This window comes from Priestia sp. ABM2_011 (assembly GCF_056158845.1).
Genome location: NZ_JBSWUB010000001.1, coordinates 2,627,435 through 2,651,837, shown reverse-complemented (window position 1 = coordinate 2,651,837; position 24,403 = coordinate 2,627,435). Strand labels below are relative to the sequence as shown.

General features: G+C 39.9%; 22 protein-coding genes. 2 read left to right on the top strand and 20 right to left on the bottom strand.

What is annotated here, in order from left to right; genetic code table 11:
* Positions 1-24 precede the first annotated feature (24 nt).
* The 3 genes from ACXAE4_RS14325 to ACXAE4_RS14315 form a co-directional block, all read right to left on the bottom strand.
* A complete protein-coding gene (locus ACXAE4_RS14325) occupies positions 25-1,680 on the bottom strand; it encodes an MFS transporter (RefSeq protein WP_028413057.1) in 1,656 nt (551 codons plus the stop codon).
* Positions 1,681-1,873: 193 nt separating this feature from the next.
* The gene (locus tag ACXAE4_RS14320; RefSeq protein WP_014459764.1) at positions 1,874-2,311 is read right to left on the bottom strand and encodes a MarR family winged helix-turn-helix transcriptional regulator; all 438 of its coding nucleotides are present in this window, start codon (positions 2,309-2,311) and stop codon (positions 1,874-1,876) included.
* A gap of 117 nt (positions 2,312-2,428) precedes the next feature.
* A complete protein-coding gene (locus ACXAE4_RS14315) occupies positions 2,429-3,190 on the bottom strand; it encodes an exodeoxyribonuclease III (protein ID WP_028413056.1) in 762 nt (253 codons plus the stop codon).
* Between the two features lie 169 nt (positions 3,191-3,359).
* Between ACXAE4_RS14315 and ACXAE4_RS14310 the strand changes: the two genes are divergently transcribed.
* Positions 3,360-3,518, top strand: coding sequence for a hypothetical protein (locus tag ACXAE4_RS14310; protein WP_165635279.1), 159 nt, complete (start codon positions 3,360-3,362; stop codon positions 3,516-3,518).
* A 128-nt stretch (positions 3,519-3,646) separates the two neighbouring features.
* Here the strand turns inward: ACXAE4_RS14310 and ACXAE4_RS14305 are convergent, their stop codons facing one another.
* From ACXAE4_RS14305 to ACXAE4_RS14240, 14 genes are all read right to left on the bottom strand, one after another.
* Entirely contained in the window at positions 3,647-4,120 is a 474-nt protein-coding gene (locus tag ACXAE4_RS14305) for a heme-degrading domain-containing protein (protein ID WP_289577841.1), read from the bottom strand.
* 13 nt (positions 4,121-4,133) lie between these two features.
* Positions 4,134-5,168 carry an oxidoreductase gene (locus ACXAE4_RS14300; protein ID WP_028413054.1) on the bottom strand — a complete coding sequence of 345 codons (1,035 nt, stop codon included), beginning with the start codon at positions 5,166-5,168 and terminating at the stop codon, positions 4,134-4,136.
* Positions 5,165-5,935: a DeoR/GlpR family DNA-binding transcription regulator gene (locus ACXAE4_RS14295; RefSeq protein WP_028413053.1), complete on the bottom strand. Its 771-nt coding sequence runs from the start codon at positions 5,933-5,935 to the stop codon at positions 5,165-5,167. The genes ACXAE4_RS14300 and ACXAE4_RS14295 overlap by 4 nt, the downstream gene beginning before the upstream one ends.
* Before the next feature lie 274 nt (positions 5,936-6,209).
* On the bottom strand, positions 6,210-7,301 hold the full coding sequence (locus ACXAE4_RS14290) for a toxic anion resistance protein (RefSeq protein ID WP_028413052.1): 1,092 nt from the start codon (positions 7,299-7,301) through the stop codon (positions 6,210-6,212).
* A gap of 18 nt (positions 7,302-7,319) precedes the next feature.
* Positions 7,320-8,936, bottom strand: coding sequence for a YceG family protein (locus tag ACXAE4_RS14285; protein ID WP_034327704.1), 1,617 nt, complete (start codon positions 8,934-8,936; stop codon positions 7,320-7,322).
* A gap of 94 nt (positions 8,937-9,030) precedes the next feature.
* Positions 9,031-9,609, bottom strand: a complete 579-nt coding sequence (locus tag ACXAE4_RS14280) for a TerD family protein (protein ID WP_028408240.1) — start codon at positions 9,607-9,609, stop codon at positions 9,031-9,033.
* Positions 9,610-9,644: 35 nt separating this feature from the next.
* Entirely contained in the window at positions 9,645-10,223 is a 579-nt protein-coding gene (locus tag ACXAE4_RS14275; RefSeq protein ID WP_028413050.1) for a TerD family protein, read from the bottom strand.
* A 24-nt stretch (positions 10,224-10,247) separates the two neighbouring features.
* Positions 10,248-10,844 (bottom strand): TerD family protein, encoded by a 597-nt coding sequence (locus tag ACXAE4_RS14270; protein ID WP_028408239.1) that lies wholly within the window; start codon positions 10,842-10,844, stop codon positions 10,248-10,250.
* Between the two features lie 285 nt (positions 10,845-11,129).
* A complete protein-coding gene (locus tag ACXAE4_RS14265) occupies positions 11,130-14,768 on the bottom strand; it encodes a multifunctional 2',3'-cyclic-nucleotide 2'-phosphodiesterase/3'-nucleotidase/5'-nucleotidase (RefSeq protein WP_289577843.1) in 3,639 nt (1,212 codons plus the stop codon).
* Positions 14,769-15,395: 627 nt separating this feature from the next.
* On the bottom strand, positions 15,396-15,842 hold the full coding sequence (locus ACXAE4_RS14260) for a DUF6376 family protein (protein ID WP_051418561.1): 447 nt from the start codon (positions 15,840-15,842) through the stop codon (positions 15,396-15,398).
* 397 nt (positions 15,843-16,239) lie between these two features.
* Positions 16,240-17,220, bottom strand: a complete 981-nt coding sequence (locus ACXAE4_RS14255) for an ABC transporter permease (RefSeq protein ID WP_014459751.1) — start codon at positions 17,218-17,220, stop codon at positions 16,240-16,242.
* Positions 17,213-18,124, bottom strand: a complete 912-nt coding sequence (locus tag ACXAE4_RS14250) for an ABC transporter ATP-binding protein (protein WP_014459750.1) — start codon at positions 18,122-18,124, stop codon at positions 17,213-17,215. Before ACXAE4_RS14250 ends, ACXAE4_RS14255 begins: the two co-directional genes overlap by 8 nt.
* Before the next feature lie 13 nt (positions 18,125-18,137).
* The gene (locus ACXAE4_RS14245) at positions 18,138-18,932 is read right to left on the bottom strand and encodes a GDSL-type esterase/lipase family protein (RefSeq protein ID WP_289577845.1); all 795 of its coding nucleotides are present in this window, start codon (positions 18,930-18,932) and stop codon (positions 18,138-18,140) included.
* Positions 18,933-18,955: 23 nt separating this feature from the next.
* A complete protein-coding gene (locus tag ACXAE4_RS14240; RefSeq protein WP_033579232.1) occupies positions 18,956-19,834 on the bottom strand; it encodes an NAD(P)-dependent oxidoreductase in 879 nt (292 codons plus the stop codon).
* A 345-nt stretch (positions 19,835-20,179) separates the two neighbouring features.
* Between ACXAE4_RS14240 and ACXAE4_RS14235 the strand changes: the two genes are divergently transcribed.
* On the top strand, positions 20,180-20,380 hold the full coding sequence (locus ACXAE4_RS14235) for a cold-shock protein (protein ID WP_013057405.1): 201 nt from the start codon (positions 20,180-20,182) through the stop codon (positions 20,378-20,380).
* A 204-nt stretch (positions 20,381-20,584) separates the two neighbouring features.
* Here the strand turns inward: ACXAE4_RS14235 and pdxR are convergent, their stop codons facing one another.
* The 3 genes from pdxR to ACXAE4_RS14220 all read right to left on the bottom strand — a co-directional run bounded on the left by pdxR (position 20,585) and on the right by ACXAE4_RS14220 (position 24,291).
* Positions 20,585-22,018 carry a MocR-like pyridoxine biosynthesis transcription factor PdxR gene (gene pdxR, locus ACXAE4_RS14230; RefSeq protein ID WP_028413044.1) on the bottom strand — a complete coding sequence of 478 codons (1,434 nt, stop codon included), beginning with the start codon at positions 22,016-22,018 and terminating at the stop codon, positions 20,585-20,587.
* Positions 22,019-22,205: 187 nt separating this feature from the next.
* A complete protein-coding gene (locus ACXAE4_RS14225) occupies positions 22,206-22,448 on the bottom strand; it encodes a hypothetical protein (protein WP_080754433.1) in 243 nt (80 codons plus the stop codon).
* A 142-nt stretch (positions 22,449-22,590) separates the two neighbouring features.
* A complete protein-coding gene (locus ACXAE4_RS14220; RefSeq protein WP_223546054.1) occupies positions 22,591-24,291 on the bottom strand; it encodes a pyruvate oxidase in 1,701 nt (566 codons plus the stop codon).
* Between the last annotated feature and the right edge of the window lie 112 nt (positions 24,292-24,403).

The following is a 24,403-nucleotide window of genomic DNA, read 5'->3' as shown; positions in this document are numbered from 1 at the left end:
TTCCTTCTTTCTATAGTTAGTATATTATACAGAGGTTTCTTCTGTTTGAGGTGCCGGCAGCATTTTTCTTTCTTCTTGCGGCTCAGCTTCTTCTTGAACCTCTTCTTTTTGAACAAGAATTCTATTTTCACCGCTCCACGCTTTACTTAGTGAAGCAATGAGCATAATTACGCCTAAAATACCAAGCATGAAAAATAAGTTGTGATACGCATGTAAAATCGACGCTTTTTTAGCGCCTGCTACAACAGCCGTCACGGCCGATGTTTTTGCGTCTGCTTGACTCATTCCCATACCCATATAGCGTTTGATCATTTCAGATAGCTGCATCTTCACCTGAGGATCTACTGAGCTAATTTGACCTCGGAAATCTTCATAATAAATCGCGTTTTGTCGAACAACAAACCACCCAATCACAGGTGCTACAATCGCTCCTAATAAATTTCGAATGGAGTGCAGTGAAATGGAACGCATCGAAGCTTGATGTAAATCTCCGGCTAGTGCCGCTCCTAATGCACCGGATACCAGTGCCATACTAACACCCATACCAAAGAGCATAATGTGAACATATAAACTTACTAGTGATGTATCAGCTGATACATTCACCCAGCTAAATCCTACAATGACAATAAGAAGTGATCCAATCGCTCCAAGATAACCTGGACCAAATTTGTCATATAAGAATGTCGTTGCAAATGCTGAAATCAGTACCCCAACAAAAAAGTATAAATAAAAATAAGAAAGCGTGGTGTACGATGCATTTTGCACATTTTGCATGACGCCATTAATACCTGCAATTGCTAAGATGTATGCCATATGACCGCCAATGGCCATAATTGTACCCGCAACTGGTTTTACGGCTAGCAGCGATTTTAATGGTACTAACGGATTTTCAGCCGCTAAATCAACTAAGACAAAAATGACAACTAACCCTGCTGCAGCTAGTAAGAACGGCCACACTTGGATAGAAGCAAATCCTTCGTATCTTAGTTCATACAGTGGATAAACTAATAAAATCATAATAAGGCTAAGAATAAAGATACTTTTCTTATCCACTGGACGGTCTTCTTGCTGAGTTGGATCATGAGCAGGTAATACCTTATATCCGATAAACAGAGAGACAAGAGAAGCAAGTATTCCTAAAACAAACACCCAGCGCCAATTATCCATGCTAAGAGATACAGCGCCTAAAAAGGCTCCAATCGCCGTTGAACCGAACAGTCCGCCGATCGCTAATACTAAAAAGAAGTTTCGGATTTTATTCGGAAACGAAATCAGCGCAGCTGGAATAATGGTTAAAAACAGCATTCCTGAGCTTAAGCCTTGAATCAGACGACCAAGGGATAAAAACGCCACATTTTCAGAAAAAACGTTGATAATCGAACCTGCTAAAAAGACTAAAACGAACGTTAAGTATGCTTTACGTACGCCATATTTTTTCGCAAGCATCGGACCAATTGGTACCCCAAGTCCAAATGCCAAGTTAGAAATAATAGATGGCAATAGTAAGCTTTGTGTACTCGCATCAAATCGATTTTGAATCAATACTTGATTGACCGTGTAAGATAAATTCAAAAAATACTGAGGGCCAATTGAAAATAGCGTTAAAATCGCCATAATTAAGTATTTAGGTACGCTTAAACCTTGTTTGTCGGAGGCTACTGCTGGATTATTCTGACTCATATTTATTCCTCCTTTTATTAAATTCTTTTCATATGACTAACAATTCCTTACATATTTTATTGTACAAGTTGTATCATGCAAGTTATAGCAGCACTACATATTATACATCTTTTAATGAAGAAATCAACTTCTTTGTTTCAACTTAAAAAGACTATTTTTCAATAGCCTTTTTGTTCATCTATATGTATTCGCTTTAACATCCATTACTGCGCCATCTTTTAAAATCAAGATTCAAGCGTGATAAACTTTTTTCCAGTGCCAAAACCTCTTCTTCCGACCAATTTTCTAACACTTCAGCATAGGCTTGTTTACGCTTGCTTTGTACATGCTGCAAAATATCTTTCCCTGCATCCGTCATTTCAATTAAACTAATCCGCCCATTTTCTGGACTCGGAAAGCGACGAACAAACTGTTTAGTCTCAAGCGCAGATACTTGCCGGCTAGCTGTAGATAAGCTCAGCTTTAAATTTTCAGCTAATGCATTAATCCCGAGCGGACTGCGCTGATCTAGCTCGCTTAACAGTAAATACTCAGAACGGTCCAAGCTTCCAAGCTTAGGACTGTGCGTCGTTGTTAGACGAACAAGCAGCGCAATTTCGTGTTCAATGGTTTGCAGCGAGTCTCGCTTCACCTCTGTCTCCCCCTTTATCTCATGAAACATTCTGTACTTTTTAATATGTTTACTATACCGCAACCGTTCGCGTGAACCAACCTTTTTTCCGTTTTTCTTCTATTATATAGAAAGATATCATAGATGAGGTACATTTAATTCCAACATCACAGGACAGTGGTCGCTTCCCATTACATGCGGATGAATAGTAGCTTCTTGAATAACATCTTTGATTCTCTCCGAGACGATAAAATAATCAATGCGCCATCCGATATTTCGTTCTCTCACTTTGTTCATATACGACCACCACGTGTATGCTCCTTCTTGATTCGGATACAAATAGCGAAATGTATCAAGAAATCCGCTAGCAAGAAGCGTCGTCATTTTTCCTCGCTCTTCTATTGTAAAACCAGAATTCCCTCGGTTTGGCTTCGGATTACGCAAGTCAATTTCTGCGTGTGCTACGTTTAAGTCTCCGCACAAAATCACCGCTTTACGGCTATTCAATTTGTTTAAGTACACGAGCAAATCGTCTTCCCATTGAAGCCTTTCTTCAAGCCTTGCTAAATCTCTTTTAGAATTTGGCGTATACACATTTACTACATAGCATTGTTCAAATTCAAGCGTAATGATACGTCCTTCGTCTTCCGATTCTTTATCCACACCGTATGAAACCGATAAAGGCTTCTGCTTTGTAAAAACAGCCGTTCCAGAATAGCCTTTTTTCACGGCGTAATTCCAATACTGATAATACCCTTCTAGCTGCAAATCAATTTGGCCTTCCTGCAGCTTCGTCTCTTGAATACAAAATACATCTGCATCCACTTCTTGAAAATAATCTAAAAAACCTTTTCGCACACACGCGCGAATGCCATTTACGTTCCAGGAAATCAACTTCATAAACTGTCCACGTTCTCCTCACTTGATTTATGTATCAGTGTTTAGTGTAGACAATTTTTTGCACGAGTTCAAATAATTTAAAGAGTACCCTTCTCTTTAAGGTATTCCTGATATTTCTTCTTATTTTATTTTCTGTACCTCAAACACTAGATACAAGAGGTGAAACATAATGTCAACAAACTACACGTATGAAAATAACGAACAAGTTTCTACTGTTTCTAAAAAAGAAGAGCATCCTACTAAAGAATGCGAAACACAGAATCAAACGGCGCTTACCAAAGAAGATTTTTCTTTAAATGATTCTGCCATTAAGCACTTCAGCAGATAATGGCTCCGCAAAAATAGAGGTTGAGACATAGTTAAGTAGGCGAAACCTTCGTTTACCAAACCAATAAAAAGATCCGAACGATTTATCGTTCGGATTTCCTTAAACTATTCCTACCCTAAGTTCTTTCTTTACGAACTAAAGCTGCGAATCGTATCTGCCACAAGTGTATGATCTTCTTCTTGCGACATGCCTGATACGGTAATGGTTCCAATTACGCCGACGTTTTTAACCGAAATTGGAAATGACCCTCCTACTGCTTCGAATTCCTGAGGATTCGCTGCGTAAAACTGCGCGTAAGAACGATCTTTTAACTCGCAGTACAGCTTCATATAGTACGAGCTGTGATGGTGACGAAGAACGGTGTTTGATTTTCGTTTAATCCATTCTTCATGATCGGGAATAGCCCCTTCCATCGCATGATGAAAAAGTGTTTGACCATTTCGTTTAATACTTACAGTTACTGCCTTACCCTTGCTTTTCGCTTCATTAATAATGGCCGTGCCGATCTGTAAAGCCTGGTCATTTGTAAATTGATGAAAGATCAGTTCTTTTTCCTGTTGAACTACTTTTTCAAGCAGCGTCTCTGCCGAATGATTACTCACTGTTTCTCGCTCCTTAGTTAAAATAAACCGCTCGTTTTTCTTTGCTGCTTTCAAATGCCGCTTCAATGACTTTAACTACGTCACGAGCTTCTTCTGCTGAAACCGGAAGTTTTTCTCCTCTAAGCAGGCTGTCGGCAATTTTTTTGTAGTACGTCACGTAAGAACCGTGCAGCGTTTCAATTTCTGTTGTTTCGCCTTCGCCCGTTGTCAGCTTACCGTAGTGTTCAGGGCTGTCGGCTCCCCACGTATCATCCACAGGCTTCTTGCCGGCTCTTAGCATATCTTCTTGGCCGTCAATTCCGTATTTGATATAGCTTGCTTTTGTTCCATGAACTTGAAAGCGAGGCCCGTTGCTTGGCACAATGGCGCTTGAATGTAAAATAACACGAAGAGAACCGTATCCAAGCACTAAGTGGAAGTAATCATCCGTGCGTGCATGATCTCGCTGCCCAAACACATCAGCTTGAACAAAGTCAGGCATTCCAAAAAGATGTAAAGCTTGGTCAATTAAATGAGATCCTAAATCGTAAAGCGCTCCTGACCCAGGTCCTTCATTTTCTCTCCAGCGGTCTCGAACAGCTGGACGATAGCGATCAAAATGAGCTTCATACATTTTTACGTCGCCTAATTTCCCTTCTTCAATCAGCTGTTTCACTGTCAAATAATCATTGTCCCATCTACGGTTATGATAGACGCTTAGTTGAACACCTTGTTCTTTTGCTAATTGAATTAATTCATTTGCTTCTTTTTCTGATACCACCATCGGCTTTTCAACAATTACGTGCTTACCTGCGCGTAGTGCGTCTTTCACCATTTCATAGTGCATGCCGCTAGGCGTTGTAATAATCACTAAATCAATGCTGTCATCTTCTAGAAGTTCAGACAGAGTGCTCACTACTTCAACATCTTCTAAGTCGCTCTTTACTTTTTCAGGATTTGAACTCATTACCTTTGAAATATGAAATTCGTCTAACACGCTTAAAAGCGGCGTGTGAAAGACCGTTGCTGAAAATCCGTATCCTACTAATCCTACTTTTATTTTTTTCATCGTTTTTCCTCTCCTTTATCAAAATCTGTGACGATAAGCCGCACTTGATTTTGTTCTATTTTTTCTTTTACATCCGCTTCTGGGTCTTTATTTGTAATTAAGATATCAATGTCGCTCATATCACATACTCGATGTAAAAATTCACGTTCAAACTTCGTATGATCCGCAAGCATAATCACTTGTCTTGCACATTGAATCATCTGTCTTTTTAAAAACGCTTCTTCTTCACTTGGAGACGTGATACCATCTGCACCAACGCCGCACGTACCTAAAAACAGCTGATCTACTTTGTATTCCTGCAACGTAGAAATCGTTCTTGGCCCGGTGACGTTACGGTTTTTCCCGTTAAACTTGCCCGGCAGCAAAAACGTATCACACGGGGTATATTGATCGAGCAAATCCACATTATCGATGGAATTCGTAATAACGGTTACATGCTTTACATCCATGTACTTCGCCATCAGTGCGATGGTCGAGGACGTATCTAAAAGTACGTCATACCCCTCCGACATTAACGCAGCTGCTTCTTTAGCAATTTGTTCTTTCGCTTTGGTAGGCGTCCGTTCACTGTAATCAATGATATGACTTGACGATAGCGTTGCTCCGCCTTTAACTCTCATAACCTCGCCGTTTTCTTCAAGCTTGACTAAATCACGCCTCGCCGTATCTTTTGAAACGGTGAACATATCGCAAATTTCGTCTAATGTAATCGTGCGGTGTGTGTGAAGGTATTCAATAATCGCACTCATGCGCTGTTCTTGATACACCCGAATACCCTCCTTTTTTACTTTGATATGAGCTAATTGTAGCGCAAAGAAAAGTTAAAAACCAGCAAAAAACTTAAAATAATTAAGTTTTTTGCATTTTTAACTTAAATTATAAACGTACACGAACGCCTTTTGGAAATAACTATCTTATTTTGGATAATACTTCTTTTATATCTGATACCCTTTCACGCTTTTCACTAATCGCTTGTAGATCAGACTTCTAGCAAACGTATATGCAAAAAAAGCGGGAATCGTAAAGATTCCCGCTTTTTCGTTACATCTTATGTTCAAGCGCCTTAAAGTTTTCTTGAAATTGCTCCAAGCGAACAAGTCCTTCTTCACGAAGGCGTTTATTTTCTTCTTCAATTGCTTTTGTTTCCTGCATTCCTTTCATAATAATATTCCACGTTTGTTCCATCGTTTCTACTTTTACGCTAGGGGCACCGGACATTTTGGCGATTTTAACACTTTGCTGTGAAATATTTTCTGCATTTCGAATGAGCAGTTCATTTGTGCGTTTGTCTAATTCGTTCATAGACTCCGCTACTAAATTTTGACGCTTTGCTGCGATTGCGTTAATGAGTCCATTTTTAAAAATAGGAATCGTTGTAATAAACGCCGAATTGATTTTCCCGATCAGCTTTGTATTTCCTCGCTGCAGCATACGGATTTGAGGAGCGGATTGATAAGATACTTGTTTTGCCATTTCTAAATCATATAATCGCTGCTCCATCAGCTCAACTGCATTTTTTAAGGTTTGAAGCTCCATTGCCGCCAGCTGATTTCCACTCGACGCTCTTTCTTCAAGCACCTTTAGCTCTTGTTTTAACTCTTCTACTTTCACTTCGCCCGCTACAATGTATTTTTCAAGCTCCATATAATACTGATAGTTTTGCTCGTAAAGCTGTTCAAGCGTTGTGGTTGAATGCTTCATTTCGGTTTCATATTTTGTGATTTCAACATATACTTTATCAATTTCAGAGCCCATCGTCTCATATTTTTGAAAGAGCTTGTCCACTATTTTTTGACCGCGTTTAAAAAGCTTAGAGAAAAACCCTTTATCTTCAACAAAATCCTTTGCATCAAATTTGTCCATAATCTTTCCAAGCTGCTTTAATAATTGACTTGACTCTTCCATGCTAGACGATTTAATTGTACTAAGCACTTTTCCGGAAAAAGAGGAAATTTCATTGGCTGTTTCTTTCCCATACTCAAGTAAAGCCAGCTGATTTTTATAATCAATTTGTTCTGCTAAGCGACGTACTTCCGGCTCTTCTCGCAGTTTTGCTTTTACTTCGTTAGGCTTTGTTTCTAAAACTTCTTCGGCTTCGTTTACATCTAAAGGCTGTAATTCGTTTGTTGCCATTTAAAAACCCTTCTTTCTTTAAAAGATTCGTTTTAACCATTTTTGAATGAGCGACGGCTCTTTGAATTCTTCATTAAAGCTAATATCTTCTAGCCAGTGCATATCGAAATACTTTTCTTCGACGAACGCTTCTATATCCAGTTGACCCGTCGGATTAAAGAGAACAATATCAACGCCGAATTCATTTAATAGAAGCAGTAAAGCTGCATCTTCACGCGTAAACGCTTCTCGTTCATTTCCATGATAAATAATGAGACGGGGTACATGCTGCGTATAATCAAACTTTTGAAGCATGCGAAGCACGTTGTTTGGAAGCTTCAAAGACTGATTAAACAAATACATTTGATGCTGATACGCATCTTCATGATCCAAGCGAAGGAGCTTTAAATGTGCACAATACCTAGAAATAGCTGCAGCGAGCCCTTTCTGAAGCCCGATAGGCAGCTCTTTATAGCGCCACCAGTTGCTTTCAATCATTCTATCAGGACTGAGCGTGCCATCACTTCCGAGAGCTCCTTGATAGTGAAAGTGATTATTTCCTTCTATTTTTTTAGCAAAAGGAACAGAATCAATCGTCAGAGCTAACTCATCTTCCGTTTGCATGAGCTCATGAACTTTACTCCAGTACTCTTTTCGGTTTTTAGAGATACCAAGTACTTTTGAAAACAAGACCGGCACGTGTACATATGGCTTGGACACTTGAAAATTAGGACGAATAAACGCCCGTTCTCTCATTAATAAAAAGATTTCATCATACGTCGTTTTAAGAGTAACTGAAGTTGGAAAATACGAACGAAATTGCCAAGGTTTATACAGCATAGACTCCTCTGAATGAAGCACTTGCTCAATTTCTTGAGAAGCTCGAAATGCTACCGTACCTTTTCGAACCGGTTTATCCGTTGGAAAAGGTACAAGAGAGCTAGTAGAAGGAAACGTATAAACCGTTGTTAAGTGCTGATTCTTATCTACTTCTTTTAAATGATCCTTTCCTTCTGGATGAAAGGTAAGGACGTCAAAACCTAGTAAAATTAAATAATGGAGAAAATACTGCTCGCTTTTATTTGCATCCCCATACCACATGATGCGAGGCGCGTGCTCAGGAAATGCTTTATCGACCATCCAAGGTTTTACATGATTCCACTGCCACTTTATTAAATCGATTAATACGCGTTGAAAATGCCCGTCCATAAAGCCCTCTGCGTGCTGTTCTTTAAAACACGTTAACGTTTCAATAAATTTTTCACGTACTCTTCTATGTATAGCGGGATTTTCCGACTTCACGATCAGCTTTTTCCCTTCTAAAAAAGCAAATAGCCGATTGACAGAAAGGCCGCGTTCTTCTTGATTAATTTTAAGGATCGTTTGTACTTCTTTTAATCTATCATTAGAAATGGACTTATCAAGCTTATCGTGCAGGACAAGGATCGATGGCGATGAATGCGCAAGTTCATAAAGAAAATCTGCGTACTCGTCCGCATCAAGATGAGTGCCTACATATCTGCCTGCCACTTGTTTATAGGTAGTTTGCTGCTCATTTTGTATAAAGTCACCTCGCAGAGAAACATCTTTAGAAAAAAGAGAAGTTCCATCCTCCTCGTTAAGATTAATCATATGAGGATCAATTAATTTACTCACACCTTACAGCTCCTTTCTTTTCAGACATATACATGCTAAAAAGAAAGGGTACTCGTTAAAGCACCCTTTCTTTTTCATTTATCGCATGCCTTTTTTATACGGATAGTCCGTAGTTGCGGCAAAGATCGGCCAATCCGCCAGAAAAACCGCTGCCAATGGCATTAAATTTCCAGTCGTTTCCGTGCTTGTATAGCTCACACACCACAACAGCTGTTTCGATTGAAAAATCTTCGCCTAAATCATAACGAAGCACTTCTTCATTTGTTTGGGCGTCAATGAGACGAACAAACGCGTTGGATACTTGTCCAAAGTTTTGTCCGCGAGCATCTGCGTCGTGAATCGTGACGCTAATTCCGATTTTTTCAACGTGGTCAGGAAGAAGAGAAAAATCAACGGCGATTTGCTCATCGTCTCCATCTCCTGCACCTGTACGGTTGTCACCGGTATGCTCCACAGCTCCGTTTGGACTTTTTAAATTGTTGTAAAAAACAAACTCTTCGTCATTTACAACTTGGCTTGATTTATTGGCTAAAAATGCACATGCATCTAAATCGAAGTCCTGAGACCCAGCATATTTATTTGTATCCCACCCAAGACCTACTATTACTTTTGTTAAGCCTGGGTTCGTTTTGGTTAGGTCAATGCGCTGACCCTTTGATAAAGAAATTGACATAAAAACATCCTCCGTACATTTTCTTACTTTAATGATTAGGCGTTTAAACCAAAGTCGTTTACAAGTGCCGCCAAGCCGCCTTGATAGCCGCTGCCAATGGCATTGAACTTCCATTCTCCATCGTGTCGATACAGCTCGCCTACCACGACCGCTGTTTCAATCGAGAAGTCTTCACCTAAATCATAACGAATTAACTCTTCGTCATTTGTTGCATTTAAAATACGAACGTAGGCGTTGCTTACTTGGCCAAAGTTTTGACCGCGTGCTTCCCCTTCATGGATCGTAATGGTGAACGCAATACGTTCAATAGATTGAGGCACATTTTTCAAATCTACTTGAACCTGCTCATCGTCTCCTTCACCTACGCCTGTACGGTTATCTCCAGTATGTTCAACCGCTCCGTTTGCACCCGTCGTATTGTTGTAAAAAATAAAATCAGATTCTGAAGCGCATTTTCCCGCTCCGTTTAATAAAAAGACAGATGAATCTAAATCAAAATCGTTTCCACCGTCATACTTATTTACATCCCACCCAAGACCTACTACTACGTTTGTTAATCCTGGATTCGTTTTTGTTAAATCTACTTTTTGTCCTTTTGAAAGATTAATAGCCATTTCGTTTCCCTCTTTTCTAGTTGTTTATTTTGTATATTTGTTTGCAATTTCAGCCAATCCAGTATCTCTCGTTGCATCTCCAGTTGCTGAAAACTTCCACTCTTTTCCGTCTCGATAAATTTCACCTGCAAATAAAGCTGTTGCTCCTGAATGATCTTCAGATAGATTAAAGTGTACAAGCTCTTCGTTTTTAGCACTGTCCACAACACGGATAAAAGCATTTTTAATCATACCGAAATCTTGGTTTCGCTCAACACACTGATAGATGTTGACTACAAACACAAGTTTATGTACGTTTCCAGGAACATTTTTTAAATTAACAAAAATTTGTTCATCGTCCCCTTCACCTGCTCCGGTAAGATTATCGCCTGAATGCTTGACGCTTCCACAGTTACTATGACGATTTCCAAAATACACAACGGCTGAGTTACTTACAAGTTTATCGTTCGAATTGAGCATAAGAACAGATGCATCGCAGTCAATCTCTGGGCCGCTTCCTCCAAAACCAAAAAAGCTGCGTTTTTTTACAGGATCCCATCCTAATCCAACCGTAATAGAAGATAACCCTTCTCTTCCCTTTGTTAAATCAATTTTCTGCCCTTTTTGTAGATTAATAGCCACGTTTATTTACTCCTTTACTATAGCGAACACATTCTTTTACAGGTTCTATATAACTTTACATAATAGCGTAGATAAATGAAAAAATAGTGAAATCTTTGATACTATTTTTAACGTTTACGTAAGTCTTCTTATGGAGAGAATACCACAATTTGGTGATTGTTTCAAAAATTAAGCTATGTTTTATAACGTAAATTCATTGACTGAGAGTTTAAAATTTAAGTTAAACTATTAAAAAAAGGCTGTCTCTAAACCGGAAATCCGAGTTATGAGACAGCCTTTTTTGGCTTATTGAGCTATTTTTAAAGTCGGTTCTTGCTGTTCAGCTGTTTTAGCAGCTGCCACGTTTTGAATACGGCCTTCAGCTTTGTATTCAAACGGGCTCTGAAGTGTTTTAATATAGTTTACCGTTGCTTGTAAATCTTCTGGTCCCACTTCCATATCTGACGAAAGTGCACCAATACCATATTTTTCATTTCCGTACATGTAGTTATTCACTACTACCGTATATTCTTTTTCTTTGTCGATTTTACTTCCATCTGGTAGCGTAATATCGACTACTTTATTTGTGCTTCCATTCCACGTATAGTTAAAGCCTGCAATATGGAAATCTAGTCCAGATGATGTAATTTGATTATTTAACACCGTTTCTAAATCCGCTCCGCTTAGCTTTACTTTATTTAAGACGTTGCCAAACGGCTGAATCGCAAACAAATCACCGTATGTCACATCACCAGCATCAAGCTGTGAACGAACGCCTCCGCCATTCATTAAAGCAAAGTCAGCGTTCATTTCTGCTTTCATACCGTCAGCAATTAAGTTTCCAAGCGCGATATCCCCTGTTGCTCCGCTAGAAGGATAGCCTTTTGCCAAATCTGTAGATGAATTCCCAACCACTTGTGCTTTAATAGGCGCTGCTAAATCTTCGTACTTTTTCATAATGCTTGAAACTTCAGGATCTGGCGTATAGTCTTTTTGGTATACGGTCACAATTTTTGCATCTTTTTTCACGATGTCACCCGTGTTATCAATTTCAACGTCTACGTCAGAAAACGCTGAGCCGTATGAATAAGCTTGAACGATTAGTTTGTTATCTACTACTTTGTTGTTGTATACGTGATTGTGAGCTGAAAAGATCACGTCAACTTCATCGTCAACTTTTTTAGCGATATCTGCTGCATCAAACTCGGTAGACGTTCCATTTTGATTAGATGGATTATGAGCAAGTACCACAATGGCTTTAATACCTTGCTTTTTCAACTCTGCCGTGTATTTATCAATTGCTTCTGCTTCGTCCGTAATTTTTAAGTTTTCATTTCCTTTACGAACAATCATGCTTGGCGTTTCTTGTGTTACAACGCCGATGAAGCCGATTTTCTTGCCGCCTACTTCTTTTATCGCATAAGGTTCTGTAATTAATTTATTAGTTGACGTATCATAAGCATTTGACGCTACTACCGGGAAATTCATGCCGTCGTATCCTTTTGTTCCTTTTGGATGGTCTCCGCCTTCAATCATACGGTGAAGCTCAGCAATACCTTCATCAAACTCATGGTTTCCAAGCGTCCCTACATCAAATCCAAGCGATTCCATCACTTCAACCGTTGGCTCGTCTTGAAACAGCGCTGAAACTAGCGGACTTCCGCCAATCATGTCTCCTGCATGAACTAAAAGCGTATTCGGATTTTCAGCTTCTTGTTTACGAATAGCTGCTGCTGTATATTTCATATTTCCAGCTAACAGCGATTGGCCATTTGAATTGATTTTTGTATCTGTATCGAGCTGACCGTGCAGGTCGTTCATGCCTAACAGCTGAATCTTTGTATTATCTTTTGATTCGCCGTTTAAATTAATTTTGTAAATGCCGAATCCTTTGTCGTCCGTTTTATTTGTATACGTAATGTTACTTCCTTCAGTTAAATAGCTTTCTCCGCGCGGTGAGCTTGTGAACGTCACGTTAGCCGTTCCGTTAATTGGTGCAATGGACCAGTTATCATCAGCTGTCGGCGTAATTTCTTTTTGTTCGGTGATGTAGTCCATTAGAATTTGACGGTTTTCATCCGCTGAATCCACCACAAGCTCGCTTCCTTTTAGACCAGGGAAGTTTCCGCCTCCGCCAGCTCGGTAGTTATTTGTTACAACAATAAACTCTTGATTCGGATCAACAGGCTTGCCGTTATACGTTAAGTTAACAACGCGGCTTGAATCTCCGTGAATCACGTTTCCATTTACATCGTATTTTGCTGGTTTTGTTACGTCGATTTGGTATTGAACGCCATCAATGACGTCAAAATTATAAACAGGGAAGCTTGGGTTTAATAATTCCTGCTCTTCTGTTTTGTTCGGTGTAATTTGATTAAATTTACCGGCAGACATATCAATCCAGTCTTTTACAACAGAACCTTTTACTTTAACCGCTTTTAACGTGTTGTCATATAGATACAGGTCGCCAGCGCTTCGGATCGTTAAGTCACCTTTTTTAATTTCCGTATATTCATCAACGCCGTTTCTTCCTGCTTTAAAAGGCGCTCCCACTGATAAAATCGGAAGGTCTTTATATTCCGGCTTGTTTTGAGAAACGTACTTTTCTACGTAATCTTTTTGTGCATTTGTTACCACTTGAATAGATGGATCATCTTTTACAAGAGAAAAATAGCTGTGAATATCATCCGTCGTTTTACCAATTGGTGTGTTCACATATTTAACCGTTGCATCGTGATCTTTTTGAACCGCTTTAACAACACCTTTATCCGGTTCTACCGTACTTTGCGTAACCGTTTTCCCTGACACGTCTTTTACATCTTTATACGTTTCACGCGTAGACGATTGAGAGCTTACTACTTTCCATTTTCCTTTTTCTTCTTTTAACGTTAAGTCAATTAAACCAAGTGACCCTCCGCCGTAACCTGCTTGGACAGCGGGAACGCCGTTGATTGTTCCTTTTGCATTATCAACGCCAGGAAGAGGCTTTTTATCTGCTCCAAGGAACAAACCGTCTAGCGAAGCTTCCGTTTTAGCAGGGAAGACTTTATGCGTATGCGAAAACGTAATAGCATCAATGCCTTTTACTTCACTTAATGAGTAAATGACATCTTCCGTGTTTTGCTTGTTGCTGCTAAACCCGGAGTGAGCCATCGCGACAACTACGTCCGCGCCTTTTTTCTTCATTTCTGGAATGTACTTATTGGCTGTTTCCACAATGCCTTTTGTAATGACTTTTCCATCAAGGTTTGCTTTGTCCCAATCGTTAATTTGAGGAGGCACAAAGCCAATGAAACCGACTTTAATCGTTCGTTTTTTACCGTTTTCATCAACGACTTTTTTATTCATAATTTTATACGGCGTAAATTTATTTTTGTCATTTTTCGGGTTGCTGTCATGATCGTCAACATAGACATTGGCATTTATGTAAGGGAAGTTCGCATCGTTGTACGCTTCTTTTAGAAAGTCTAATCCGTAGTTGAACTCATGATTTCCAAGTGTTGCAATATCGTAATCCAGCTGATTCATGGCTTTAAATACAGGATGAACTTCACCTTTTTTCAGCGGGTTAATCTTGGCTTTATACGTGCCTAGAGGCGTTCCTTGAATGAGGTCTCCGTTATCTACTAATAAGCTGTTTTTTACTTCTTTTCGAGCATTTTTGATTAAGGTAGCGGTTTTAGCTAAACCTACTTTTTCATAAGGGGCGTCTTTGAAATAATCATAGTTTAATAGATTCGTATGAACATCAGTTGTTTCCATCAGGCGTATATTCACAAGCGCATCTTTTTTATTGTGGCCTTGATGCTTGCTTTGCTGTGAGCTTTGTCCAGGGTGACGTTCTTCTGCTCCTGCCTGTGTAGTTAGAAGCTGCATTGATAATAAAGAAAGTGCCAGTGATGTAGTTAGTATTTTCTTCGTTTTGCTGCGTTTATTCTTTTTCATCTACCATTCACCTTTCAAGTAAGTTATCATCGCTATAAATCTAGCAACTGTTCAAAAATAGTATAGCAGAAAAGATTTATAAAGGATGTAAATTTTTTGATTTTTTAGTAAACCATTTGTATGCGTTTTATTAACTTTTTGTAAACCGAAAAATTTTTTTTAGTTTCTCTCTTTAAAACAAAGGACTATGGTTTTTATTAATTGGATGAACCCTCCTTTCTAAATGAGTCTTATTACCTAATACATCAACGTTCCCACGTTCTCTTTTCATTCAAAAAAAATTTATTTCAAGCGGTGTGTATATATGTACTATACATAGGATATGAAAAGCAGACATTAAGTTTGTCACAGCTTCTAACAAAATTTCGTAGATATAAAAAAGAAAGAGAAGGTTTTGTCTTCTAATAAATAGATATTTTTATATAATTTTACATTTATAACATGGAAACGAGGTTGAATTATAAGGCATACCTACTATATCAATCCAATCTAAAGCATCTATACACATGAAACATACGTTCACCCTACAAATAAAAAAATCCGAACGAAGTTGATTCTCCATCAAGAATCGTGATTCATCGTTCGGATTTTCTTCAATTAGCACACTTTTGTCCCAGGTTTGTTTTTTTACTGACCTAATTCTTTAATTTGTTTCATAATACTTGATACATCTTGAATTGATTGAAACAATTCACTGTTTTTTAGCGCTTCTGGATTGAAGCTGCCATCCTTTATATTGGCTTCATACGCTTCAATTCCACTAATGATTTTTTCGTTTTGCTGAACAAGCTGATCGTGCACATCAGAAGCGATGTCAGGAGCTTTGGTTTGATTAAATTCTTCGGCTTTCCCTTTCATTTCCTGCAGCTTTTGCTCGAGCTTTTTTATTGCCTCATCGTCATTAACAGCTTTTTCCGCTAGAGGCGGTATTTCTTCAGCAAACTTTTGAGCTTCACTCACGTAATCTTTCGCATTGTTTGCGTAGTTCAACGTACTGCTTGTATCTTCAAGAAAAGAACAGCCGCCGACCATAAAGAGAACAGCAGTTGACATGACCAGCATCCACTTTTTCACTTAGCACTCAACCTTTCTTATTTTCTTTTCTGCTATCTTCTTTTCGATTTTCGTTTCTTTAACTCTTTCATAATAATCGGTACAGCTTTTTTTATTCCTTTTTTTACAGCGGGGCTTTTTAACAGTCTCGATAGTTTTGACATTTTTAAGCTCCTCTCTTCTTTTGAAATAACAAAAAACACCTTTACCATATGTGGTAAAGGTGTTTGTATCCAGACCTTTACCAATGGCAACATTGGCAAAGGTCTCGCTAACAATTTGCATTGTCAATAAAGCCGGAGATAATAATCTCGAAATGACGACTTTACTGCAAGAGCTACTCCCCTTTGAGCAAAACAGCATTTTTTGTTAACACAATCATAACGTATGTTCCTGATTATCGTCAACTTATATGGAATTAATACACATCTTTTTTGGTAAATACCAGAAACGACACGAGCAGCCCGGCAAGTCCCCAGATGGTTAAAACACCTAAGGAAAATCCTAGTGTCATTCCTTCAGTCGGAGGAGCTGTGCCTTGCAGGTAAGAAGTTAAATTTAAATTGACCATAAACAAGTATTTAGCTGAATTCCACGAAGAAACCATACTGCTTAAAATCGTACCTGCAATCAAACAAGCAAGCATCACCCCCATGCCAGCAGCCGTACTTTTAATTAAAACGGACAGCATAAAAGCAAGCGTCCCAACCACCAGTGATACAAACCAAGCAAGGCCAAATTCCATTAAAATATATCTCCACTGCGAAATTAAATGAACGTCCGCTGTATTCAAATCATTGCCCTGCACGCTAAATCCCGTAAGAATAGGCGCTGTCCAGCCTTTAAATCCAAATACAACGCCAGAAATGAGATACGACAAAACGCCAAACATTAAAATTAAAAACGAGACGGACATGACGAGCGTGATGTATTTACTAAGCAGGATTTTCCACCGTTTCACAGGCCTCGTCAACAGTACCTTGATGGATCCCAAGCTGTATTCTGAAGACACTAAATCCGCTGCAATAATCATAATCATTAGCGGCAGCAAAAGCTGAATGGCGTTTTCAATGAACCCTCGCACAAACGTTGGGGCTCCTGGTTCCGAAGGATTAATATCGTTATCTAAGTAATACTGCTGCTGCGCCACGCGAATTTCAAGCTGCTTGCGCCAATCATCTGAAATTTGGCTTCCGCTCAGCCGGTTTTGCGTATCGATAATTTCTTGCTGCAGCGTACTGCGCCAATCGGTCGTTCCTAGCTTTTCTTGAAGGCGCTGCGTTTCGCGAAGCTGAGCATAGGTGAACATGGAAATCAAAACGCCCATAATAAGGGTAACGATTAACAGGCGCTTTTTTCGAACGAGCTTGATCATTTCATTTTGAACCAAACTAATCAATCGATTCGCCTCCTGTCATTTCGATAAATAAATCTTCAAGAGTCGGAAGCTTTCGGTTCATTTCTTTTACCGTTACTCCTGCTTGAATGAGCTGTTTGTTCCACTCTCCCACTTCAGCTTCCTCATAAAACGTCGTGACATATTCTCCCTGCACTTGCACAAAGTCCGTCACTTGTTTTAAGACGTCTATTCCCGCTGGCTGCGGATCTAGCTTCCACAGTAAGCGCTCCTGCTGAGTTAACAGGGTCTTCACCGATTCTGTGTGAATAACTTCTCCTTTTGCAATAATCGCTACTCGGTCACACATCAGCTGAATCTCGCTCAGCAAATGACTCGATACTAAGACGCTTAGACCTTCACTTTCAGCTAAAAAGCGAATAAATTTACGCATATCCCGAATCCCAGATGGGTCGAGTCCGTTCGTTGGCTCATCTAAAATGAGCACTTTTGGTTTTCCGAGAAGCGCTTGCGCAATTCCTAAACGCTGCCTCATGCCTAACGAATACGTGCGAACTAAGTCGTGGATGCGCTCTTGCAAGCCAACTAATGCCACAACTTCATGAATGCGTTCTTCCGTCATAGAAGGAATCATACGTGAAAAATGCTGCAGATTTTCCCAGCCGCTTAAGTATGGATACAGCTCAGGATTTTCAACAATACAGCCGATATGCTCCATCGCTTTTGTAAACTGCTTTGATACGCTGTATCCACAGATAGAAATGGAACCAGCCGTCGGGCGAATCAAGCCGACAAGCATTCGAATCGTTGTCGTTTTACCGGCTCCATTGGGTCCTAAAAAACCGAACACTTCGCCTCTTTTTAATTCAAAATCAATATTTTTGATGATTTCACGTTTTCCTATTACTTTTCTCAGTCCTTTTACGGAAAGTGTTACTTCACTCATATCATTCCCTCCCTTACCACGTAATAAGCGATGCTACACGTTCTGCGATCAGCTTGTAGCCTTTTGCATTCGGATGAAACTTATCAGTATATAAGTAGTCATCTACCTTTAACTGAAACAAATCAAAGGTCGGAACAAAAACAGTTTGCTTATAATTAGCGCTTAATTCACTGCTTTTATAATTCCATTCCCGTACAATAGCCGTTGTCGTTTCTGCATCCTGCAGGTTACTAAACGGATTATATAAACCAATTAAAAAAATCGTTGCGTCTTTATTTGCCGAACGGATGCTTTTTAAGATGCTGTCTACGTTTTTTAAATAGTCATTTTCTAGCTTTTGAATATTGTTTTTATTTAAGTTTTGCAGCGTTTGTCCACCTTGAAATAAGTCATTTCCACCAATCGTAATCAACACGGTATCTGCAGACTTAATCTGCCGCTGAATTTGCTGCTGCTTTACTTGACTTGCCAGCTGCGAAGACGTTTGACCTTTTATTCCAAAGTTACTTAAGAGGATTTTTTTCTTCGTTTTTTCTTCAAGATTATCTTTTAAATACCCAACGTATCCTTTCCCCGCTGCGTCTCCTGTTCCTCTTGTCAGTGAATCTCCTAAAGCAACAATCGTATAATTTTTGGTGCTTTTGTTACTGCTGCTTGTTTCTTGCTTCAGCTTTGGCATTTCTTTTACAGTAGCTTTTGAGGCGCTAACATAATCATAAATAGACATTCCAAGCCCTGCTGCAAACAGCAGACACGAAATAATTGAAATAAAGGATACGATCCATACCCACTTTCCTTTCGCTTTCACTGGCTGCACTCCTTTTCGTCTTTTTAGTTATCTTTTTTTAGAGCTTCAACTGTTTTTAGTAACGCCGACCAGTCTAAATGACCCCAGCCATTTTCGACCCCTTGTTCATAGTGACCTTTCACAAGCTCTCCTAACGGAAGCGGCGCGGACACTTTTTTGGCTGCATCAATAGCCAAGTTTACATCTTTTAATCCAAGCTCCAGCTTAAATCCGGCTGGATCAAAGTCTCTTTTAGCAATTAAATTGCCGTAATTTTTATACACAGGAGATGCAAATAAGCTGTTAACCACTTCAAGAAACTGCTCCGCTTGCATCCCGTACTGCTCTACCATGACTACTGCTTCAGAAACAGCTTCTAACATCGATACTAGTAAAAAATTATTGCCAAGCTTAGCTACATTTGATAAGTAAGGCTCGTCTCCTACAGTAAAAATAGTTTGACCAATCGCTTCAAACAGCGGCCAAACGTGCTCTCTTGCTTCTTTATTACCTGCAACTATTACTTTGAGAGCCGCAGCAGCTGCTGCGTCGGGGCGCCCTAAAACGGTCGCTGCAACAAAATGCTGTCCTGATGCAGCATGTGCGCTTGTTAATTTTTCGGACAAATCTACGCTAATAGTACTCACAGAAACGTGAATACCGCCTTCTTGGAGGCCTGCAAGTATACCGTCTTGTGACATCGTTACTTCTTCTAAAGCCTCGTCATTGGAAAGAATCGTAAAGACAAGATTCGCTTCTTGTGCTGCTTGGGCAGGTGTCTCTACAACCTTTGCTCCTTTTTTCACAAGACTTTCCGCCTTTGAAGCAGTTCGGTTATAAATCACAAGTTCATGACCCGCTTTTATCATATTTTCCGCCATCGGTAATCCCATATTTCCTAAACCAATTAAACCCACTTTCATCTTTACCACTCCATTTCAGCGCTCAGTATGTACATTTATACTTGTTTTCTACCTTTAGAAAAACCATATTTTCATTATTATATAACTACAGTAAAAGCGAATACAAAGAATAGCCTTTCTAAAATGTTCAAAATGTGACATTTTTTAGACGTGTCTTATGAAAAACTTGTCAAAAAAATACGGATAGTTTTTAAATAAAGCGCTTGCAAGCATAGGAAATTTCTGCTAAGATATAAGAGAATTATTTTTGTTCGGTGGGGATGTATGAGTATTGTCACTTTTCGTCTTTAGATTTGAGCAAGAATAGTACCACAATGTGCGAGTCCGCACGAGGAGGCAACAATTATGGAACAAGGTAAAGTAAAATGGTTTAACGCAGAAAAAGGTTTTGGATTCATCGAGCGCGAAGGTGGAGACGATGTATTCGTACACTTCTCAGCAATCCAAAGCGAAGGCTTCAAATCTTTAGACGAAGGTCAAGCTGTAACATTTGACGTAGAACAAGGTCAACGCGGACCTCAAGCTGCTAACGTTCAAAAAGCATAAGAAACACAACATATCAGAAACAGATCCTTTAAAGGATCTGTTTTTTTGTGTACAAACATAAAAAAGCCCTGTTTTTCAACAGGGCCAGTCGGTACAAATACAGAAGTAAAGTTAATGGTACTCTTAGTATAGCACAAGATCATAACAATCTATACGAAATAATAAAATAAAACTTTCATCCAGCACGTTTACCTATGTTTATAGCTATTCCAGACTCTCTAGGGCGCTCGCAAATCGTTTAATTCCTTCTCGAATAACCTCTTCTTCCCCTCTGCCAAACGTAAAGCGAATAGCTCCGCTTTGAGAACTCAGCACGCTTCCTGGGACAAAGGCCACTCCTTTTTTAAGCGATTCTTCCAATAGACGATAGTCATCGACCGGCTGATTCACTTTGCACCATAAGTGAATCCCGCCTTGAGGCGAATCGAAAGATACTTTTGATCCAAGCAATTCGTTCAGACTCGACGACAGGGCATACTCTTGCTTTTTGAGCTCTTGTCTAAGCTTTTCAATATGAGAAGAAAACGTAGGAGAATCTAAGAATTGATAAGCAATCCACTGCGGAAAGATGCTGTGACCAAAATCAATTTGCTGCTTAGCGTCTGCCAGGCGCTGAATTACTTGCTCCGGCCCCACTATCCATCCAATTCGAAGGCCTGATGCAACAATTTTAGAAAGCGAGCTGATATAGAGGACATTTCCGTTCTCGTCCATCGATTTCAGCGTTTGATGTACATTTCCGTCAAATGCCGTGAGTGAATAAGGATCATCTTCAATAAGCGGAATGCCGTATTCTGAAGAAAGCTCTAAAAACCGCTTTCGACGCGCTTCTGATAACACAATACCGGTCGGGTTTTGATAGTACGGATTTAAAAAAATCATTCGAATGCGATGCTTTTTATGTAATTCTACTAAGTCGTCCGGGTTGGCTCCATTTTTATCTACAGGCAGTAAAAACGTTCGTAGACCTGCTGATTGAAAGAGCGGCAGTGAATAGCTATAGGATGGATCTTCAATCGCTACTGCATCCCCTGGCTTTAACAAACACTGCACAATCAAATGAAGTGCTTGCTGTGCACCTGATGTAATTAGAATAGAATTGGAGTCAGTGGAGATTTTCCGGTACTCATAAACATGAGCAGCAATAGCATCGCGCAAACGTTCATTGCCGTGGGGATGATCATAGCCTAAATGTTCATTAAAAGGCATGCCCGCTAATATTTGCTGAAAATCTTCGCTTGGAAATAAGCTAGGAGCTAACTCTCCGCTGGCTAAGTTCACAAAATCTGTTCGCAAAGCCTCGCTTCTGATTCGCTGTACGAGCGGTAAATTAGGCAGAAATGAACCGTCTTCTACATATCTCCCCCAGTTTGGAATACGTTTTCGGGAAATTCCCCAGATGCTCGAACTCACTCGCGTGCCGCTTCCTTTTTTACGTTCTACGATTCCAAGTGCCTGCAGCTCTTCATAAGCAGCTACTACCGTGCTTCTGTTCACGTTGAGCTCAGCGGCAAGCGTTCGTTCTGATGGCAGCATAGAATCCGGTGGAAAAGCTCCCGATGAAATACAGCTTTCAATATATTCTGCAATTTGTTTATAAATCGCTTTTTTGCTAGCGCGATCTGGTCTCCAGTTCATGCGGCGTCAGTCCTTACATTTAAACTTTCTTAATTAGTAGTTTATCCTTTATCTCTCTTATCTTAAAGCAGTTTTATAAAAAAAGACCATCCAATTCGGTGTTTTTTTGCTCATCCACTTTATCAAAAATTATAATAGTAGCTATTTTTTATTTTTAGGTATTTTAGTTTACATAATAATTTTATAGTTAATCATATTGAATGAATTTCACCATGAAAAAGAGATTGAGACATAACCACACCAGTCCAATCTGAAGACGAACAAATGGGATACATGAGCTCATATGGGTTGCTTGGTACACCACATTTGATTTCCGTGCAAGACTTCGCTTTCCGCGGGCGGCCGGTGAGCCTCCTCGTCGCATACGCTCCTGCGGGGTCTCACCTATTCCGCTTTTCCCGCAGGAGTCTTCGCCTTGCTCTCCAATCAACTGCTAGAAGCAACGAAATACATGAAAACTACATTCACCATGCCAATAAAAAAACCCAAACGAAGTTGATTCTCCATCAAGAATCTCGATTCATCGTTCGGATCTTTCTTCAACTAAATTACTTTCGTCACAGCCTATTTTTTTATAAAGGCGGTAAATCTAGCTTGCCTTCTTGAAACAATTCTTTCACCATGTGCTTGGCATACCCTGTTGCTTGCCCAAGCGTTATTTTTGCTGGCATAGGCGCTTCGTTTGCATCAACGATTACATCGATAATACACGGTTTATTCTGTCTAACTGCACTTTCAAAAGCCGGCAACAGCTCGTCTTCCTTTTCTACTCGGTAGCCAACACCTCCGCAGATATCTGCATACCTAGCAAAATTCGGGTTTGTTAAATCTGTCCCAAATTCAGCATTTCCCATTACTTCTTGTTCAAATTTAATCATGCCGATTTTATGATTATTAAATAGCACTACGACTAGCGGAAGATTGTATTTAACAGCTGTAATAAAGTCAGCCATTGTCATCGCAAAGCCGCCGTCTCCACACACCGCAAACACCTGCTTCTCGGGATAAGCAACTTTTCCAGCAATTCCGCCCGGCAGCCCGCATCCGAGAGTGGCTAACCAGCTTGAAATCACAAACTGCTGATTTGTCATCCGAAAATGACGCGCCATCCATACTGTGACGTTTCCTACATCTACAGACAAGACCGCGTTATCATCCGCTACGTGCTGAAGCGCTCGAATCACTCGCTGAGGCTTGATAGGTACACTTTCTTTGGCTTCTTGGTTATCAAGTTGATTCCACCACTTTTTCATACGTTCTTGACTTTGCTCTAAAAACTGACGATGCTCTGAGCGGCCAACGTTTTCTAAAAACCACTGAACCGTTGCTTTCGCTTCTCCTGCAAGCCCTGCATCTACAGGATATCGTTTGCCAATTTGTGCAGGATCAATATCAATATGAATCGTTTTTGCATGGTCTGGCAAAAAGCCTGTAAACGGATAGGACGTCCCAATCATGATGAGCGTATCCGCTTCTTGCATCGCTTCATACGCTGGCTTTGTCCCGATTAATCCAAGTCCTCCAAGGCAATATGGATGCTCATCCGGTATTGCGCCTTTTCCAGGAAGCGTAAGGACAATAGGTGCTGCGATTTTTTCTGCAAATGCAAGCAGCTCTTCTCTCATTTCATGTGTGCCTCGACCGGCTAGGATAACCGGACTTTCCGCTTTACCAATCAAATCTTTTGCTTTTTCAAGATCTTCTCTATGGGGGAAAATGTCTTGCTTGACAATGATGCTTGATGTTTCTCGTGCTTCTGATCCAACTTCAAAACGAGGAATATCATCGGGAATGGTTAACACAGCCACACCTTTTTTAGCATAAGCTGTTCGAATCGCTTGATTGACAACAGTCGGAAGCTGCTCAGCGGACATGACTCGCTGGTTATATACAGCCACGTCATCGAACATTCTCTCTAAATTAATTTCTTGAAACGCATCGCTGCCGATGAGATCTGACTCTACTTGCCCTGTAAGTGCTAAAACGGGCGCTTTGTCTAATTTGGCATCATATAAACCATTTAGTAAATGAATTGCTCCCGGTCCGGCAATAGCCGTGCATACTCCAATTTTCCCCGTTAGCTTTGCATATGCAGCCGCTGCGAGAGCTCCTGCTTCTTCATGCCTCACTTGAATAAACTTAATTTTATCTTGGGCTTTGCGAAGCGGTTCAATAATTGAGTTAATGGAGTCTCCCGGCATGCCGTAAATATGATCAACGCCCCATTCAATTAGCAGTTCAATCAGTTTTTCTCCAGCTTTTTGTTTAAACATATGACTACCCCTTTCTTCTTATATATAGAGATAGTGTGACCTGATACGCTCTTTCTTACTTATTTTCAGTCGTATAATTTTCGTTTTCTTTCGTTAAATGAAGGCAACATCT

Coding starts and splice junctions, on each gene's coding strand:
- ACXAE4_RS14325 (WP_028413057.1), bottom strand. CDS start 1,680: ATGAGTCAGAATAATCCAGCAGTAGCCTCCGACAAACAAGGTTTAAGC.
- ACXAE4_RS14315 (WP_028413056.1), bottom strand. CDS start 3,190: ATGAAGTTGATTTCCTGGAACGTAAATGGCATTCGCGCGTGTGTGCGA.
- ACXAE4_RS14310 (WP_165635279.1), top strand. CDS start 3,360: ATGTCAACAAACTACACGTATGAAAATAACGAACAAGTTTCTACTGTT.
- ACXAE4_RS14300 (WP_028413054.1), bottom strand. CDS start 5,168: ATGAAAAAAATAAAAGTAGGATTAGTAGGATACGGATTTTCAGCAACG.
- ACXAE4_RS14290 (WP_028413052.1), bottom strand. CDS start 7,301: ATGGCAACAAACGAATTACAGCCTTTAGATGTAAACGAAGCCGAAGAA.
- ACXAE4_RS14280 (WP_028408240.1), bottom strand. CDS start 9,609: ATGTCAATTTCTTTATCAAAGGGTCAGCGCATTGACCTAACCAAAACG.
- ACXAE4_RS14275 (WP_028413050.1), bottom strand. CDS start 10,223: ATGGCTATTAATCTTTCAAAAGGACAAAAAGTAGATTTAACAAAAACG.
- ACXAE4_RS14265 (WP_289577843.1), bottom strand. CDS start 14,768: ATGAAAAAGAATAAACGCAGCAAAACGAAGAAAATACTAACTACATCA.
- ACXAE4_RS14250 (WP_014459750.1), bottom strand. CDS start 18,124: ATGAGTGAAGTAACACTTTCCGTAAAAGGACTGAGAAAAGTAATAGGA.
- ACXAE4_RS14240 (WP_033579232.1), bottom strand. CDS start 19,834: ATGAAAGTGGGTTTAATTGGTTTAGGAAATATGGGATTACCGATGGCG.
- ACXAE4_RS14235 (WP_013057405.1), top strand. CDS start 20,180: ATGGAACAAGGTAAAGTAAAATGGTTTAACGCAGAAAAAGGTTTTGGA.
- pdxR (WP_028413044.1), bottom strand. CDS start 22,018: ATGAACTGGAGACCAGATCGCGCTAGCAAAAAAGCGATTTATAAACAA.
- ACXAE4_RS14220 (WP_223546054.1), bottom strand. CDS start 24,291: ATGTTTAAACAAAAAGCTGGAGAAAAACTGATTGAACTGCTAATTGAA.